Source organism: Paracoccus indicus, assembly GCF_003056335.1.
Lineage (GTDB): Bacteria > Pseudomonadota > Alphaproteobacteria > Rhodobacterales > Rhodobacteraceae > Paracoccus > Paracoccus indicus.
The window spans coordinates 260344-276200 of the sequence record NZ_PYWA01000002.1; the positions used below are offsets into that span (position 1 = coordinate 260344).

General features: G+C 64.6%; 14 protein-coding genes. 10 read left to right on the top strand and 4 right to left on the bottom strand.

The window, feature by feature from the left end; translation table 11 throughout:
- The 6 genes from DDE75_RS04200 (at position 1) to trmB (ending at position 7063) form a co-directional block, all read left to right on the top strand.
- Positions 1-1554, top strand: coding sequence for an NADH-quinone oxidoreductase subunit M (locus DDE75_RS04200; protein ID WP_108501131.1), 1554 nt, complete (start codon positions 1-3; stop codon positions 1552-1554).
- Between the two features lie 10 nt (positions 1555-1564).
- Positions 1565-3031, top strand: coding sequence for an NADH-quinone oxidoreductase subunit NuoN (gene nuoN, locus DDE75_RS04205; protein WP_108501132.1), 1467 nt, complete (start codon positions 1565-1567; stop codon positions 3029-3031).
- Entirely contained in the window at positions 3000-3797 is a 798-nt protein-coding gene (locus tag DDE75_RS04210) for a biotin--[acetyl-CoA-carboxylase] ligase (protein ID WP_108501133.1), read from the top strand. Before nuoN ends, DDE75_RS04210 begins: the two co-directional genes overlap by 32 nt.
- A 1-nt stretch (position 3798) precedes the next feature.
- Positions 3799-4578, top strand: coding sequence for a type III pantothenate kinase (locus DDE75_RS04215; protein ID WP_108501134.1), 780 nt, complete (start codon positions 3799-3801; stop codon positions 4576-4578).
- Positions 4571-6250, top strand: coding sequence for a ribonuclease J (locus DDE75_RS04220; protein WP_108501135.1), 1680 nt, complete (start codon positions 4571-4573; stop codon positions 6248-6250). The genes DDE75_RS04215 and DDE75_RS04220 overlap by 8 nt, the downstream gene beginning before the upstream one ends.
- Before the next feature lie 99 nt (positions 6251-6349).
- Positions 6350-7063 carry a tRNA (guanosine(46)-N7)-methyltransferase TrmB gene (gene trmB / locus DDE75_RS04225; protein ID WP_108501136.1) on the top strand — a complete coding sequence of 238 codons (714 nt, stop codon included), beginning with the start codon at positions 6350-6352 and terminating at the stop codon, positions 7061-7063.
- A 31-nt stretch (positions 7064-7094) separates the two neighbouring features.
- Here the strand turns inward: trmB and glmS are convergent, their stop codons facing one another.
- A complete protein-coding gene (gene glmS, locus DDE75_RS04230; protein ID WP_108501137.1) occupies positions 7095-8912 on the bottom strand; it encodes a glutamine--fructose-6-phosphate transaminase (isomerizing) in 1818 nt (605 codons plus the stop codon).
- A 1-nt stretch (position 8913) separates the two neighbouring features.
- Positions 8914-10257, bottom strand: a complete 1344-nt coding sequence (gene glmU / locus DDE75_RS04235; protein WP_108501138.1) for a bifunctional UDP-N-acetylglucosamine diphosphorylase/glucosamine-1-phosphate N-acetyltransferase GlmU — start codon at positions 10255-10257, stop codon at positions 8914-8916.
- 115 nt (positions 10258-10372) lie between these two features.
- Between glmU and DDE75_RS04240 the strand changes: the two genes are divergently transcribed.
- A complete protein-coding gene (locus DDE75_RS04240; protein WP_108501139.1) occupies positions 10373-11047 on the top strand; it encodes an HAD-IA family hydrolase in 675 nt (224 codons plus the stop codon).
- 15 nt (positions 11048-11062) lie between these two features.
- Here DDE75_RS04240 and bfr read toward each other — a convergent pair whose 3' ends face one another.
- Together bfr and DDE75_RS04250 are read right to left on the bottom strand one after the other, a co-directional pair.
- Positions 11063-11560, bottom strand: a complete 498-nt coding sequence (gene bfr, locus DDE75_RS04245; RefSeq protein ID WP_108501140.1) for a bacterioferritin — start codon at positions 11558-11560, stop codon at positions 11063-11065.
- The gene (locus tag DDE75_RS04250) at positions 11508-11801 is read right to left on the bottom strand and encodes a (2Fe-2S)-binding protein (protein WP_108501141.1); all 294 of its coding nucleotides are present in this window, start codon (positions 11799-11801) and stop codon (positions 11508-11510) included. The genes bfr and DDE75_RS04250 overlap by 53 nt, the downstream gene beginning before the upstream one ends.
- 118 nt (positions 11802-11919) lie before the next feature.
- Between DDE75_RS04250 and queA the strand changes: the two genes are divergently transcribed.
- The 3 genes from queA to lpdA all read left to right on the top strand — a co-directional run bounded on the left by queA (position 11920) and on the right by lpdA (position 15805).
- Entirely contained in the window at positions 11920-12966 is a 1047-nt protein-coding gene (gene queA, locus DDE75_RS04255) for a tRNA preQ1(34) S-adenosylmethionine ribosyltransferase-isomerase QueA (protein ID WP_108501142.1), read from the top strand.
- A gap of 86 nt (positions 12967-13052) precedes the next feature.
- The gene (locus DDE75_RS04260) at positions 13053-14345 is read left to right on the top strand and encodes an MFS transporter (RefSeq protein WP_108501143.1); all 1293 of its coding nucleotides are present in this window, start codon (positions 13053-13055) and stop codon (positions 14343-14345) included.
- Between the two features lie 65 nt (positions 14346-14410).
- Positions 14411-15805 carry a dihydrolipoyl dehydrogenase gene (gene lpdA / locus DDE75_RS04265; RefSeq protein ID WP_108501144.1) on the top strand — a complete coding sequence of 465 codons (1395 nt, stop codon included), beginning with the start codon at positions 14411-14413 and terminating at the stop codon, positions 15803-15805.
- Positions 15806-15857: the final 52 nt, after the last annotated feature.

Here is a 15857-nt window from a genome sequence, read left to right on the forward strand (position 1 = left end):
ATGACGAACCTTCTTTCAATCATCACCTTCCTGCCGATCGTCGCAGCGGGGATCCTGGCGCTGTTCCTGCGGGGCGACGACGCCGCCGCGCAGAAGAATGCCAAGTGGCTGGCCCTGATCGCGACCAGCGCCACCTTCCTGGTGTCACTGTTCCTTCTGGCGGGCTTCAACCCGGCTGACACGGGCTTCCAGTTCGTCGAGGATCACGCCTGGATCATGGGCCTGCGCTACAAGATGGGCGTGGACGGCATCTCGATCCTTTTCGTGATGCTGACGACCTTCCTGATGCCGCTGACGATCCTCTCGACCTGGGAAGTGAACACCCGCGTCAAGGAATACATGATCGCCTTCCTGGTGCTGGAGGGGCTGATGATCGGCGTCTTCACGGCGCTTGACCTGATCCTGTTCTACCTGTTCTTCGAGGCGGGCCTGATCCCGATGTTCCTGATCATCGGCATCTGGGGCGGCGCCAACCGCATCTATGCGGCGTTCAAGTTCTTCCTCTATACCTTCATCGGCTCGGTCCTGATGCTGGTGGCGATGATCGCCATGGCGCGCATGGCGGGAACCACCGACATCGTACAGCTGCTGGCCTTCGACTTCCCGTCCGAGACCACCCGCGTCCTGGGCTTTACCGTCGTGGGTGGCGTGCAAACGCTGCTGTTCCTGGCCTTCTTCGCCAGCTTTGCAGTCAAGATGCCGATGTGGCCGGTCCACACTTGGCTGCCCGATGCGCACGTGCAGGCGCCGACCGCTGGTTCGGTCGTGCTGGCCGCGGTGCTGCTGAAGATGGGCGGCTATGGCTTCCTGCGCTTCAGCCTGCCGATGTTCCCGGTCGCGGCCGATCAGCTGCAGGGTCTGGTCCTGTGGATGTCCGCCATCGCCATCGTCTATACCTCGCTGGTGGCGCTGGCGCAGTCGGACATGAAGAAGCTGATCGCCTATTCGTCCGTCGCGCATATGGGTTACGTGACCATGGGCATCTTCGCGGCGAACCAGCAGGGTGTCGATGGCGCGATCTTCCAGATGCTGTCGCACGGCTTCATTTCGGGCGCACTGTTCCTGGGCGTAGGCGTGATCTACGACCGCATGCACACGCGTGAGATCGACGCCTATGGCGGGCTGGTCAACCGGATGCCGGTCTATGCGCTGATCTTCATGTTCTTCACCATGGCGAACGTCGGCCTGCCGGGAACCTCGGGCTTCGTGGGCGAATTCCTGACGCTGATGGGTGCCTTCCACGCGAACACCTGGGTGGCCTTCGTCGCCGCGACCGGCGTCATCCTGTCGGCGGCCTATGCGCTGTGGCTTTATCGCCGCGTCACTATGGGCGCGCTGATCAAGGAAAGCTTGCGGATGATCACCGACATGACCCCGCGCGAGAAGTGGATCTTCGCACCGTTGATCGCCATGACCCTGATCCTGGGCGTCTATCCGCGCCTTGTGACCGACATCACCGGACCTGCGGTCCAGGCGATGCTGGTGAATGTAAACGACGCGCTGCCCGAAGAGGCGGCCACCGACGACATGGCTTCGGCCACCGTCAGCCATTGAGGAAAGCCAGATGAACGCGCTCGATATCTCGACCATCCTGCCCGAACTCTGGCTTGCCATCTATGCGCTGGCGGCGCTGATGGCGGGGGCCTATTTCGGACAGGACAAGATCGCCCGACCGATCCTCTGGGCCAGCGTGCTGGCCCTGCTGGTGGCCGGTCTTTTCGTCGGCATGGCCGACCGGCCCGAACAGACGGCATTCTTCGGAATGTTCATCGACGACGCCTTCGCGCGCTTTGCGAAGGTCACGATCCTGCTGTCCGGTGCCGCCGTCCTGGCGATGAGCGCCGACTACATGGATCGCCATGGGCTGATGCGTTTCGAGTACCCCATCCTGATCGTGCTGGCGACCGTCGGCATGATGGTGATGGTCTCGGCGGGCGATCTTCTGTCGCTCTACATGGGGCTGGAGCTGCAATCGCTGGCGCTTTACGTCGTCGCCGCCATGCGCCGCGAAAGCGTCAAGTCGTCCGAGGCGGGGCTCAAGTATTTCGTGCTGGGCGCGCTCAGCTCGGGCCTGCTGCTTTACGGCACCTCGCTGGTCTATGGCTTTGCCGGGACAACCGGTTTCGCGGGCATCATCCAGGCGGTGAACGCGGACGTCATGCCGATGGGGCTGCTGTTCGGTCTGGTCTTCCTGCTGGTGGGTCTGGCGTTCAAGGTTTCGGCCGTGCCCTTCCACATGTGGACGCCCGACGTCTATGAAGGCTCGCCCTCGCCGGTCACGGCCTTCTTCGCCACCGCGCCCAAGGTTGCTGCCATGGCGCTGATCGGCCGCCTGGTCTTCGACGCCTTCGGCAATGTCATCACCGACTGGAGCCAGATCATCGCGGTCCTTGCGGTTCTGTCGATGCTGCTCGGCTCGATCGCCGGCATCGGTCAGACGAACATCAAGCGCCTGATGGCCTATTCCTCGATCGCGCATATGGGCTTTGCCCTTGTCGGTTTGGCTGCGGGGACGGCCTATGGCGTTCAGGCGATGCTGCTTTATATGGCGATCTATGCGCTGATGAACGTGGGGACCTTCGCCTTCATCCTGTCGCTGGAACGTGACGGTCAGCCGATCACCGACATGCAGAGCCTGAACCGCTTTGCCCAGGCCGAGCCGCTGAAAAGCTTTGCCGTGCTGTTCCTGATGTTCAGCCTGGCCGGCGTGCCGCCCTTCCTGGGCTTCTTTGCCAAATACGGCGTTCTGACGGCGGCAGTCGATGGCGGCATGTCCTGGCTGGCCGTGATCGGTGTGATCGCCTCGGTTGTCGGTGCCTTCTACTACCTGCGGATCGTCTATTACATGTTCTTCGGCTCCGAGGTCGAACCGGTGACCAGCCGGATGGGCATGGTGCAGTATGCGGCCCTGGTGGTTCCGGCGGCGGCGCTGCTGCTGGGCGCGGTGACGATGCTGGGCATCGACGAGGCTGCCGCCACGGCGGCGCAATCGCTGGTCAATGACACGGTCGCCCCCATTGCGGGTCAATAATGACGAACCGGCCAACTGGCCGCAGGGCGTGGCGCGCCACGTCCTGGACCGTGTTGACAGCACCAATGCCGAAGCGTTCCGGCTGGCCCCCTCACTCAGCGGGCCGGCCTGGATCTTTGCCCACAGGCAAGAGGCGGGGCGGGGCCGTCGCGGTCGCGCCTGGACCGATCCCCCGGGGAATTTCGCCGCGACCCTGGCGCTGCGCCCCGAAGGTGGACCTGCCGATGCGGCGCGTTTGTCCTTCGTGGCGGCGCTCTCGGTCCATGACGCGCTGCGCGATCTGTGCGGGCCGTCGCTGAACGTGGCGCTGAAATGGCCCAATGACGTGCTGCTCAACGGTGGCAAACTGTCGGGCATCCTGCTGGAAAGCAGTGGCGCGGCAGGGCAGGTGGCGACCCTGGCCATCGGGATCGGCATCAATCTGGCGGCGGCACCCGATCCGGCCCAGGTCGAACCGACCGCCACCCGCCCCGTCAGCCTGCTGGGCGAGACCGGGCTGGAGGTCACCCCCGAGGATGTCCTGAACGCCTTGGCCTGCCAGTTCGACGCCTGGCATCGCCAGTTGCGGACCTTTGGCTTTGCCCCGATCCGCAACGCCTGGATGGCCCGCGCCGCCAAGCTGGGCGAGACGATCGTCGCCCGCACCGGCGCCACCGAAACCACCGGCCGTTTCGACGGCATCGACGACACCGGCGCGCTGATCCTGACCGGCCCCCGAGGCCGTCACGTGATCCCGGCCGCCGACATCTATTTCAGCGGGTCCTGACATGCTGTTGTGCATCGACACGGGCAATACCAACACGGTCTTCTCGATCTGGGACGGCGGCAAGTTCCTAGCGCATTGGCGCATCCGGACCGATCACCGGCGGACGGCGGATGAATATTTCGTCTGGCTCTCGACGTTGATCTCGGTCCAGAAATTCGACCTGCGGATCGATGCCTGCATCATCAGCGCGACGGCGCCGCGGGTGGTCTTCAACCTGCGCGTCCTGTGCAACCGCTATTTCGACACGCGCCCGCTGGTGGTGGGCAAGCCCGACTGCCTGCTGCGCGTGCCGCCGCGCGTGGATCATGGCACGACGGTCGGTCCCGACCGGCTGGTCAACACGGTGGGCGCCTATGACCGCCACGGTCCCGACCTGATCGTGGTGGATTTCGGAACCGCGACCACCTTCGATGTCGTTGATGTCGACGGGGCCTATATCGGCGGGGTCATCGCGCCCGGCGTCAATCTGTCGCTTGAAGCCCTGCATATGGGTGCGGCATCATTGCCTCATGTCGATGTGACGATGCCAGCGAAGGTCATCGGCACGAATACGGTTGCATGTATACAGTCGGGCGTGTTCTGGGGTTACGTAGGATTGGTCGAAGGTATCGTGCGCCAGATACGCGCCGAACGTGACCGGCCGATGAAAGTAATAGCGACCGGCGGGCTTGCGCCGCTGTTCGATCAGGGTTTCGACCTGTTCGATGCAATAGAAGACGACCTCACGATGCATGGATTGCGTCTTATTCACGATTACAACAAGGAGATGGGCAATGGCTGAGCGCCTGATCTATCTGCCGCTGGGCGGCGCGGGCGAAATCGGCATGAACGCCTATGTTTATGGCTATGGTGCGCCCGGCAAGGAACGACTGATCCTGGTCGATCTGGGCGTCACCTTCGGTGACATGGACGGAAGCCCGGGTATCGACCTGATCATGCCGGATCTGACGTGGCTGGAACAGAACAAGGACCGGCTTGACGCGATCTTCGTGACCCACGGACACGAGGATCACATCGGTGCGCTTGGGCACCTCTGGGGGCGTCTGCAGACCCCGATCTATGCGCGCCGCTTCACCGGCACGCTGGTCCGCCTGAAGATGGAGGAGATGGGGCTGCCCGCCTCCGAGGCGGTGAACATCGTCGACGTGCGTCCCGCCAAGACCGAAGTCGGTCCCTTCACGGTGCAATTCGCGCCGATCAGCCACTCGATCCCCGAAAGCAGCGGGCTGATCATCGACACGCCCGCGGGCCGTATCGTCCATACGGGCGACTTCAAGGTCGATGTGACTCCGGTGGTGGGCGATGCCTTCGATCCGGTCATGTGGAAGCAGGTCGCGACCGAGAACGGTCCGATCAAGGTTCTGGCCTGCGACAGCACCAACATCTTCTCGACCCACCCGGGCCGGTCCGAGGCCGTTCTCGCCACGCCGATCATGGAATGGGTCGGCGCGCAGAAAAACATGGTGGTCGCCACGACCTTCGCCAGCAACATCGCGCGCCTGAAGACGCTGGCCGATGCCGCCATCGCCTCGGGTCGCAAGGTTTGCCTGCTGGGTCGTGCGATGCGTCGCATGGTCAGCGTCGGTTTCGACAGCGGCATCCTGACGGATTTCCCCGAAACCATCGGCCCGGACGAGGCATCCAAGCTGCCGCGCAACCAGGTCATGCTGATCGTCACCGGCAGCCAGGGCGAACGCCGCGCCGCCAGTGCGCAGCTGTCTCGGGGCCGCTACCTGGGCCTGTCGCTGAAAGAAGGCGACAGCTTCCTCTTCAGCTCGAAGACCATCCCCGGCAATGAAAAGTCGGTCGGTCGCATCATGAACGCGCTGTCCGAGACCGGGGTCGAGGTCTATGACGCGGATGACGGGCTCTATCACGTCTCGGGTCACGCGAACCGTCCCGACATCGAGGTGATGCACGACATCCTCAAGCCGCAGAGCGTCATTCCGATGCATGGCGAACACCTGCACCTGCGCGAACACATGATGCTGGCCCGCGCCAAGGGCATGCGTTCGGAGGTGGTGGTGAACGGCCAGATGATGGAGCTGTCGGGCGACAAGCTGCGCGTCGTGGACCAGGTCCAGACCGGTCGCCTGTATCTGGACGGCAACATCCTGATCGGGGCGATGGACGGGGTCGTGCGCGACCGCATCCGCATGGCGCTGAACGGCCATGCCATCGTCAGCGTCATCGTGGACGAGGACGACAACGTCCTGCCCGATGCCTGGGTCGAGCTGATGGGTCTGAACCAGACCACCCGCGGCGGCACCGACCTGGCCCGCCATATCGAGGGTGAGATCGCCGAGTTCCTGGAACGCGCTGATGCCCGCACCGTCCGCAGCGATGAGAAGATGGACGAGGCGATCCGCAAGATCGCGCGTCAGGTCTCGATGGAGGAAATCGGCAAGAAGCCCGAGGTCACCGTTATCATCAGCCGCCTGACGGCCGACTGATCCCGAAGGGGCGCGCGGGCAACCGCGCGCCCTTTTTTCCGCGGGCTGGCCTCGCGGCGGGGCTTGACCGGAACGCAGGCTTGCGGCACTTGCCCCTGCATGAGCGACAAACCCACATCCGATTTCGACCCGAACCCGCCGCGCCGCAATTTCTATGGCCGCCGGAACGGCAAGACGCTGCGCCACAGCCAGAAGGGCTATCTGTCCGAGGATCTGGGCGATCTGCGTCCGCGCAACGTGACCTTCAAGGAAAACCCGGACCGCACGCCGATCGACCCGCATGCGATCTTCGGCAACGACCGCCCCATCTGGCTGGAGGTCGGCTTCGGCGGGGGTGAGCATATGGTCCACATGGCCAGGACCTATCCCGACATCAACATCATCGGCTGCGAGCCCTTCATCAACGGCGTCGCCATGCTGCTGGGCAAGATCCGCGAGGCGGGCGTCACCAATGTCAGCGTCCATCCCGGCGATGCGCGCGACCTGATGGATGTGCTGCCCGATGCCTGCATCGAGCGGGCCTTCCTGATGTATCCCGACCCCTGGCCCAAGGCGCGTCACCACCGCCGCCGCTTCGTGACGCCGGAACACATGATCCCGCTGGCGCGCGTGATGCGTCCGGGCGGCATCTTCCGCGTGGCCAGCGACATCCCAGATTACATCCGCCAGACGCGCGAGGAAGTGCCCCCTGCCGGTTTCGAGATGATCGCCGATACGGATCAGGCTTGGGATGACTGGATCAGCACGCGTTACGAACAAAAGGCGCTGCGCGAAGGTCGTCCCCCGCATTACGTCACCTTCCGCCGCATGTGAAAAAGACCCGCCATCACGGCGGGCCTTTCGCTTATTCCACCGTGACCGACTTCGCGAGGTTGCGGGGCTGGTCCACGTCGGTCCCCTTGGCGACCGCCGTGTGATAGGCCAGATACTGCATCGGCACCGCATAGAGCATCGGCTGGAACACCCCGCCGCCCGTGGGCAGGGTCAGCGACGCCGTGACGCCTTCGCCCGCCGCCTTGATGCCTTCCGCGTCCGAGACCAGCAGGATTTGGCCGTGGCGGGCCATCACCTCCTGCATGTTGGAAATGGTCTTGTCGAAGAGCGCGTCATAAGGTGCCAGCACCACCACCGGCACGTCGCCGTCGATCAGCGCGATTGGGCCGTGCTTGAGTTCACCCGAGGCATAACCCTCGGCGTGGATATAGCTCAGCTCCTTCAGCTTCAGCGCGCCTTCCAGCGCCACCGGGTAAAGCGAACCGCGCCCCAGATAGAGCACGTCGCGCGCCTGGCTCAGCCATTCGGCCTGCGTCCGGCATTCGTCGGACATCTGCAGCGCTTGGCTCATCAGACCCGGGATGGAGCGCAGGTCGCGCAGATGGGCGGCAAAGCCTGCGTCGTCGATCCGGCCCCGGTCATGTGCCGCCTTCAGGGCCAGCACGCCCAGAACCGCCAGCTGGCAGGTGAAGGCCTTGGATGAGGCCACGCTGACCTCGATCCCCGCAAGGGTCGGCAGGGCGAAATCGCTGTCGCGCGCGATGGCCGAGGTGCCGACGTTCACCAGCCCGATGGTCTGGCTGACATGGGGCTTGGCGTAATGCAGCGCCGCCAGCGTGTCGGCGGTTTCGCCCGACTGGCTGATGGCAATGAACCAGCTGTTGAGGGCCAGCGGCGGTTCGCGATACCGGAACTCGGACGCGACATCGATATCGACCGGCAGGCCGGCCAGTTGTTCGAACCAGTATTTCGCCACATGACCCGCCAGATGCGCCGTGCCGCAACCGACCAGCGAGATGCGGTCGATGTTCGCGAAATCCAGCCCCTCGGGCAGCACGATCCGGTCGCCCTTGACGTAATGGTTCAGCACGTCGCCGATGACGACGGGCTGTTCGGCAATTTCCTTGGCCATGAAGTGGCGATAGCCGCCCTTGTCGATGGCCGTGGCACCCACATCGATGCGCGATTGCGGGCGCTGCGTCTGGTTGCCGTCCACGTCGAATATCTGCGCCCCTGCGCGGGTCAGGACGGCATGGTCGCCATCCTCGAGGTAGGTGATGCGGTCGGTATAGGGGGCCAGCGCCACCGCATCCGAGCCGACGAACATTTGGCCGTCGCCGTGACCCACGGCCAGCGGGCTGCCCTTGCGCGCGGCGACCATCAGATCGCCCTCTCCGTCGAACAGGAAGGCCAGCGCGAAGGCGCCCTGCAGGCGGGCCAGCGTGGCACGGGCGGCTTCGATGGGCGACATGCCCTGATCCATGCAATGGGCCGTCCACAAAGCCACGGTTTCCGTATCGGTCTGGGATTGCGGCTGAATGCCCAGTTCGGCCAGATCGGCGCGCAGGTCGCGGAAATTCTCGATGATGCCGTTGTGGACGACGGCGACGCGGCCCGACTGGTGGGGGTGGGCGTTTTCCTCGGTCGCGGCGCCATGGGTGGCCCAACGGGTGTGGCCGATGCCGGAATGGCCGGTCAGGGGTTCATGGACCAGCTTGTCCGACAGGTTGACCAGCTTGCCCACCGCGCGGCGGCGATCCAGCCGTCCATTGGCGTCGACCGTGGCGACCCCCGCGCTGTCATAGCCGCGATATTCCAGACGGCGCAGACCGTCCACCAGCTGGGGCGAAACCTCGTTCAGCCCAAGGATACCGATGATTCCGCACATGTTACTTGGCCTCTTTCTTGGCGCGCAGGGCGGCCATCAGGCGGGTTGCAAGACCGGGCTTGTTGGCCTGACGCGCACGCGCGATGGCCAGTGCGCCGTCCGGCACGTCCTGCGTGATGACCGAACCCGACCCGGTCATGGCATCATCGCCGACGCGCACCGGCGCGACCAGCATCGTGTCGCTGCCGATGAAGGCGCGGGCGCCGATTTCGGTCCGGTGCTTCATCACGCCGTCATAGTTGCAGGTGATGGTGCCCGCGCCGATGTTCGTGGCCTCACCCACATGGGCATCGCCCAGATAGGTCAGGTGGCCGACCTTGACGCCTTCGTCCAAGACCGCGTTCTTGATCTCGACGAAGTTGCCGACATGCACGTCGCCTCCCAGTTCCGCGCCGGGGCGTAGGCGGGCGAAGGGACCGACCGTGGCGCCGGACGACACATGGCAGCCTTCCAGATGACAGAAGGGCAGGACTTCGGCCTCGGATTCGATGGTGACGCCGGGGCCGAAGACGACGTTCGGGCCGATGATCGCGTCGCGTCCGATGAAGGTGTCCAGCGCGAACCAGACGCTGTCGGGATCGGTCAGGGTGACGCCATCCTCCAGCGCGCGGGCGCGGGCACGGGCCTGGAAGGTCTGCTCGGCCTGCGCCAGCTCGGCGCGGGTGTTGATGCCCAAGGTCTCTTCCTCGTCGCAGATGACGACATCGGCGCGGCGGCCCTCGGCACGGGCCAGCGCCACCAGGTCGGTCAGGTAGTATTCCCCCGAGGCGTTTTCATTGGACAGCTTGCCGATCAACTGGCGCAGTAGGCTGGCATCCAGCGCCATGACTCCGGAATTGCACAGCGCGATCTGGCGCGTCGCATCGTCGGCATCCTTGAACTCGACGATCCGCTCCAGCCCCTTGTCGGTGACGATAAGGCGGCCATAGCGGCCCGGATCGGCCGCTTCGAAACCCAGCACGACCAGATCGCTGGTGTGGCTGGCAATGGCGGCCAAGGTGTCTTCGCCGATGAAGGGGGTGTCGCCGTAAAGCACGACCACCTTGCCCTCGAAGCCCTCCAGCTCGGGCAGGGTCTGGCGGACGGCATGGCCGGTGCCCAGCTGTTCTTCCTGCAGGACGGTGCGGGCTTCGGGGTCCAGCTTGGTCAGCGCCTTGGTGACGCGGTCGCTGCCGTGGCCAGTGACGACGATGACCTGTTCGGGCTCGAGGCTGCGGGCGGCGGCCAGCGCATGGCCGAACAGCGGGACGCCGCCAAGGCGGTGCAGGACCTTGGGCAGGTCCGATTGCATCCGGCTGCCCTGACCCGCGGCCAGGATCACCACCGCTACTGCATTTTCCGCCATTCCGCCCTCATCGACTGTTTGCATTCGTTCCCCGGCGTTCTAATCGGGTGGGGGCGCGCTGGAAAGGCCCGGCGCATTCACCTTTGTTTTCGGAACATTTCGTAAGGGGATAGGCATGACGGGCACGGTGGTCTTCGATCTGGACGGGACTTTGGCGGATACCTCGGGGGATCTGATCGCGGCGGCGAATGCCTGTTTCCGCGCAAGGGGTCTGGGCGATCTGCTGCATCCGGTCAATGACGCGCTGATCGCCTTCCACGGCGGCAAGGCAATGCTGCGGGCCGGTTACGACCGCATGCCTGCCGATACCCTGCTGCCGCCGGGGGCCGAGGATCAGGATTACCACAGCCTGCTGGGCCATTACGGCGACAGCATCGCGGTGCATACCAAGCTGTATCCCGGTGTTCTGGATGCGTTGGACCGGTTGGACGATCAGGGCTTCCGGCTGGCGATCTGCACCAACAAGCCGGGCGCCCTGGCCGAGAGCCTGCTGCGGGAACTGGGCATCCGCGACCGTTTTGGTGCCATGATCGCCGCCGATACGCTGCCGGTGCGCAAGCCCGATCCGCGTCCCTATCAGGCGGCCGTCGAAGGGGCAGGGGGCCAGGTCGCGGCATCCTTCCTGGTGGGGGACACGGAAACCGATCGCAAGACGGCAGCGGCTGCGGGCGTCAAGGTCGCGCTGGTCAGTTTCGGCCCCGAGGGCGAGGCGATCTCCCGCCTGGCCCCCGAGGCTCTGCTGGCCCATTTCGACGATCTGCCGGATCTGGCCCGCGACTGGCTGGCGTAAGGGGGCAGGCGCCCCTTATTCGGCGTGGGTTTCGGCGTCGGGCGCGGGTTTCGCGTTCAGCATGCCGTAATTCTGCGCGCCAATAGTGTCATAGAGCGACAGCTGGGTTTCCAAGAAGTCGATATGGCCTTCCTCATCCGCGATCAGTTCCTCGAACAGGACCTTGCTGACGTAATCGCCGACGCTGTCGCAATGATCGCGTGCCTCGATATAGAGCGTGCGGGCATCATGTTCGGCGGCCAGATCCGATTCCAGCGTCTCTTTCAGGTCCTGACCGATGCGCAGCGGGTCCAGTTTCTGCAGGTTCGGGTGGCCTTCCAGAAAGATGATCCGCTGGATCAGGCGATCGGCGTGGTTCATCTCCTCGATCGACTCGGCGCGCGACTTGTCGGCAATGCGACCGAAGCCCCAATCCTCTTGCAGGCGATAGTGCAGCCAGTATTGGCTGACTGCCGTCAGTTCAGACCGCAGCGCGGCGTTCAGATATTCGATGACCTTGGCGTCGCCCTTCATCGGGAAGTTCCTTCTTGCTGACTGTTCTGGCACGCAAAATCGGCGGTGCGACCCCTACCTTATCGCAGGCGCGCATGGTGTCCAGAAACAGCGGCATGCAACCCCCGCAATCGGCGCGTTTGCCCAAGGCGTGATAGATCTTGCCCGGCGTGATGATCGTTTCGGGGTCCGCGCTGCGCATCCAGTCGATGGCAGCGATGATGTCGCGGTCTGAAATTCCGGTGCATTGGCAAACGATCATGCGGACCTCCTGTCAGGCGGTAATCTGACCGAAAAAGTTGGTCATGTAAAGTCCGACATTTTTCGTGGGGTATCACGGGTGCTTGACGGATGGCACGCGTCGTCGCAGAAGCCGTCGCATGAAACTGTCCGATTTCGACTTCGACCTGCCCGAGCATCTGATCGCCACGCGGCCCGCCAAGCCGCGCAGTTCCGCACGCCTGCTGCTGGCCAAGGGTGACGACATCGCCGACCGCCGCGTCAGCGACCTGCCCGACATCCTGGGGCCGGGCGACGTGCTGGTGCTGAACGACACCAAGGTCATTCCCGCCCGGCTGACTGGCGCGCGCCATCGCACCACCCCGCAGGGCGATGTGACCGCCAAGATCGAGGTGACGCTGCTGGAGCCTGCATCCGAAGGCTGGCGTGCCCTTGCCAAACCCCTGCGCAAGCTGCAAGTGGGCGAGGTGATCCGCTTCGGCGACGATCTGTCCGCGACGGTCGCTGAGATTGCCGATGGCGGGCTGCGGCTGGTCTTCGACGCCACGGGCGATGCCTTCGATGCGGCGCTGGCGCGGGTGGGGGCGATGCCGCTGCCGCCCTATATCGCATCGCTTCGGGCACCGGATGCGCAGGATCATCAGGATTACCAGACCGTCTGGGCCGCCAACAGCGGTGCGGTCGCGGCACCCACCGCCAGCCTGCATTTCGACGACGAATTGCTTACGGCACTGCGGGCGCGCGGCGTGGAATTCGTCCATGTCACCCTGCATGTCGGCGCAGGCACCTTCCTGCCCGTCAAGGTCGAGGACGTCACCACCCACCGCATGCACGCCGAATGGGGCGAGGTCAGCGCCGAGGCCGCCAATGCCATCACCCGCGCCAAATCCGAAGGCCGCCGCGTCATCCCGGTGGGTACCACGGCGCTGCGACTGATCGAATCGGCGGCGACGGCGGATGGGGTCGTGGCCCCGTTTCAGGGCACGACCGACATCTTCATCTATCCCGGCCATCACTTCCGGGTGACCGATGCGCTGATGACGAACTTCCATCTGCCGAAATCGACGCTGATGATGCTGGTCTCGGCCTTGATGGGGCCGGAAAAAATCATGGCGATCTATGGACATGCGGTCGGGCAGGGGTATCGTTTCTTCAGTTACGGCGATGCGTCGCTGCTGATCCCCTGAGGTCGCTTTCCTGCTGGCATCATGGGCCTTTGCACAATAGGGCAGCGTTTCCGGACCTGTCCCACCCCTGACGAACGAGACCCGTGATGATTTCGGTGTTGCGCACCACATGGCCCCTGCTTCTGGGCATCCTGTTGCTGATGGTCGGCAACGGCATGCAGGGAACGCTGCTGGGTATCCGAGGCGGCATCGAGGGCATCCCGACCTTCCTGATGTCGGTCGTCATGGCGGGTTACTATGGCGGCTTCCTGCTGGGCAGCCTGACGGTGCCCGCGCTGATCAAGAACGTGGGCCACGTGCGGGTCTTCGCGGCGCTGGGATCGCTGATCTCGGCGGCGCTGGTGCTTTACGCGGTCGAGCCGCATTGGATCAGCTGGACGCTGCTGCGCTTCCTGCTGGGTTATTGCTTCTGCGGCGTCTATGTCTCGGCGGAAAGCTGGCTGAACGCCGGTTCCAGCAACGAAAACCGCGGGCAGGCGCTGTCGCTCTACATGATCGTGCAACTGCTGGGCATCGTGGTCGCGCAGGCGCTGCTGAACGTCGGCGATCCGGCGGGCTACCTGCTGTTCATCATCCCCTCGGTGCTGGTCTCGCTGGCCTTCACGCCGATCCTGCTGTCGGCCCAGCCCGCGCCCCAGTTCGAGACGATCAAGCGCATGTCCTTCGGCGACCTTTATCGGGCATCGCCGCTGGGCTGCGTGGGCATCTTCCTGATGGGCGGCGTGCTGGCCTCGCTGTCGGGCATGTCCTCGGTCTGGGGGGCGGTGATCGGGCTGTCGGTGGCGCAGATCTCGATCTTCGTGGCGGCGATCTATGCAGGCGGGCTGGTGCTGCAATATCCCATCGGCTGGATCTCCGACCGCTACGACCGGCGTCGGCTGGTGCTGATGCTGGCGGCGGCAGGCGGCCTTGTGTCGCTGGTGGTCGTGGCCATGCAGCCGGGAACGCTGGGGCTGATCGTGGCGGGGGCCGCGATGGGCGGCATGGCAAACCCGATCTATGCGCTGCTGCTGGCCTATACCAACGACTACCTTGATCAGTCGGACATGGCGGCAGCCTCGGCGGGGCTGCTGTTCATCTATGGCTTGGGATCGATGGGCGGCCCCGTCATCACGGGTTGGCTGATGGGCGTCATGGGGCCGGACGGTTACTGGATCTACATGGGCGTTCTGTTGCTGGCCCTGACCGTCTATGCCGGCTGGCGTTCGACGCAGCGCCGCGCTCTGACCCCCGAGGAACAGGGCAGCTATGCCGTCATCAGCACCACCGCCACGACCATCGCGGTCGAGGCGGTCCTCGACGAGGCGCAATCCGACAGCGACGGCGCCGGGGATTACGACGAGGATGTCGGCCCGCAGGTGCCGCGCGACGGGGGCTGACCCCGCCGCTTGCCGCCTTGCGGCAAATGGTTTAACGCTGAACTATTCTTAGTCAGCCGGGGGACATGATGGCCCAGAATTTCGATATGGTGGTGATTGGCGCCGGACCGGGCGGTTATGTCGCCGCGATCCGCGGCGCCCAGCTTGGTCTGAAGGTGGCCTGCGTCGAGCGTGAGCATCTGGGCGGCATCTGCCTCAACTGGGGATGCATCCCCACCAAGGCCATGCTGCGCAGCGCCGAGGTCTTCCACCTGATGGAGCGTGCCAAGGATTTCGGCCTGTCCGCCGACAAGATCGGCTATGACCTGCCCGCCGTGGTCAAGCGGTCGCGCGGCGTCGCCAAGCAGCTGTCGGGCGGCATCGGGCACCTGTTCAAGAAGAACAAGGTCACCACGATCATGGGCGAGGCGACCCTGTCGGGCAAAGGCAAGGTCACCGTCAAGACCGACAAGGGCACCGAGGAACTGACCGCCAAGTCGATCATCCTGGCCACCGGCGCGCGCGCCCGTGAACTGCCCGGGCTGGAACCGGATGGCAAGCTGGTCTGGAACTACAAGCACGCGCTGAACCCGCCGCATATGCCCAAGAAGCTGCTGGTCATCGGTTCGGGCGCCATCGGCATCGAATTCGCCAGCTTCTTCAACACGCTTGGCGCCGATACCACCGTGGTCGAGGTCATGGACCGCGTCCTGCCGGTCGAGGACGCCGAGATCAGCGCCTTCGCCAAGAAGCAGTTCGTCAAGCAGGGCATGACGATCATGGAAAAGGCGACCGTCAAGAAGCTGGATCGCAAGGGTGACAAGGTCACCGCCCATATCGAGACGGGCGGCAAGACCGAGACGATGGAGTTCGACACGGTGATCTCGGCCGTGGGCATCGTCGGCAACACCGAGGGTCTGGGGCTGGAAGAGGCCGGGATCAAGGTCGACCGCACCCATGTCGTCACCGACGAATACTGCCGCACCGGGGTCGAGGGCGTCTATGCCATCGGCGATCTGGCCGGCGCGCCTTGGCTTGCCCACAAGGCCAGCCACGAAGGCGTCATGGTGGCCGAACTGGTCGCGGGCAAGCATCCCCATCCGATCAAGCCGGGCAGCATCGCGGGCTGCACCTATTGCAACCCGCAGGTCGCATCGGTGGGTCTGACCGAGGCGAAGGCCAAGGAAGCCGGTCTGGACATCAAGGTCGGACGCTTCCCCTTCATCGGCAACGGCAAGGCCATCGCGCTTGGCGAACCCGAAGGCATGGTCAAGACCATCTTCGACGCCAAGACGGGCGAGCTGCTGGGCGCGCATATGGTCGGTGCCGAAGTGACGGAACTGATTCAGGGCTATGTCATCGGCCGCCAGCTGGAAACGACCGAGCAGGACCTGATGGAAACCGTCTTCCCGCATCCGACCCTGTCCGAGATGATGCATGAATCGGTGCTGGACGCCTATGGGCGGGCCATCCACTTCTGATCCCTGTCGGGGTCACGTGATGCGGACGGGGGGCCGGTGGCCCCCCGTTTCG

What these genes read in the sequence shown, in the direction of transcription:
- queA (WP_108501142.1), top strand. Translation starts at nt 11,920, where the DNA reads ATGAAACTGTCCGATTTCGACTTCGACCTGCCCGAGCATCTGATCGCC.
- DDE75_RS04250 (WP_108501141.1), bottom strand. Translation starts at nt 11,801, where the DNA reads ATGATCGTTTGCCAATGCACCGGAATTTCAGACCGCGACATCATCGCT.
- DDE75_RS04210 (WP_108501133.1), top strand. Translation starts at nt 3,000, where the DNA reads ATGACACGGTCGCCCCCATTGCGGGTCAATAATGACGAACCGGCCAAC.
- trmB (WP_108501136.1), top strand. Translation starts at nt 6,350, where the DNA reads ATGAGCGACAAACCCACATCCGATTTCGACCCGAACCCGCCGCGCCGC.
- glmS (WP_108501137.1), bottom strand. Translation starts at nt 8,912, where the DNA reads ATGTGCGGAATCATCGGTATCCTTGGGCTGAACGAGGTTTCGCCCCAG.
- lpdA (WP_108501144.1), top strand. Translation starts at nt 14,411, where the DNA reads ATGATGGCCCAGAATTTCGATATGGTGGTGATTGGCGCCGGACCGGGC.
- DDE75_RS04220 (WP_108501135.1), top strand. Translation starts at nt 4,571, where the DNA reads ATGGCTGAGCGCCTGATCTATCTGCCGCTGGGCGGCGCGGGCGAAATC.
- DDE75_RS04200 (WP_108501131.1), top strand. Translation starts at nt 1, where the DNA reads ATGACGAACCTTCTTTCAATCATCACCTTCCTGCCGATCGTCGCAGCG.
- DDE75_RS04215 (WP_108501134.1), top strand. Translation starts at nt 3,799, where the DNA reads ATGCTGTTGTGCATCGACACGGGCAATACCAACACGGTCTTCTCGATC.
- bfr (WP_108501140.1), bottom strand. Translation starts at nt 11,560, where the DNA reads ATGAAGGGCGACGCCAAGGTCATCGAATATCTGAACGCCGCGCTGCGG.
- glmU (WP_108501138.1), bottom strand. Translation starts at nt 10,257, where the DNA reads ATGGCGGAAAATGCAGTAGCGGTGGTGATCCTGGCCGCGGGTCAGGGC.
- DDE75_RS04260 (WP_108501143.1), top strand. Translation starts at nt 13,053, where the DNA reads ATGATTTCGGTGTTGCGCACCACATGGCCCCTGCTTCTGGGCATCCTG.
- DDE75_RS04240 (WP_108501139.1), top strand. Translation starts at nt 10,373, where the DNA reads ATGACGGGCACGGTGGTCTTCGATCTGGACGGGACTTTGGCGGATACC.
- nuoN (WP_108501132.1), top strand. Translation starts at nt 1,565, where the DNA reads ATGAACGCGCTCGATATCTCGACCATCCTGCCCGAACTCTGGCTTGCC.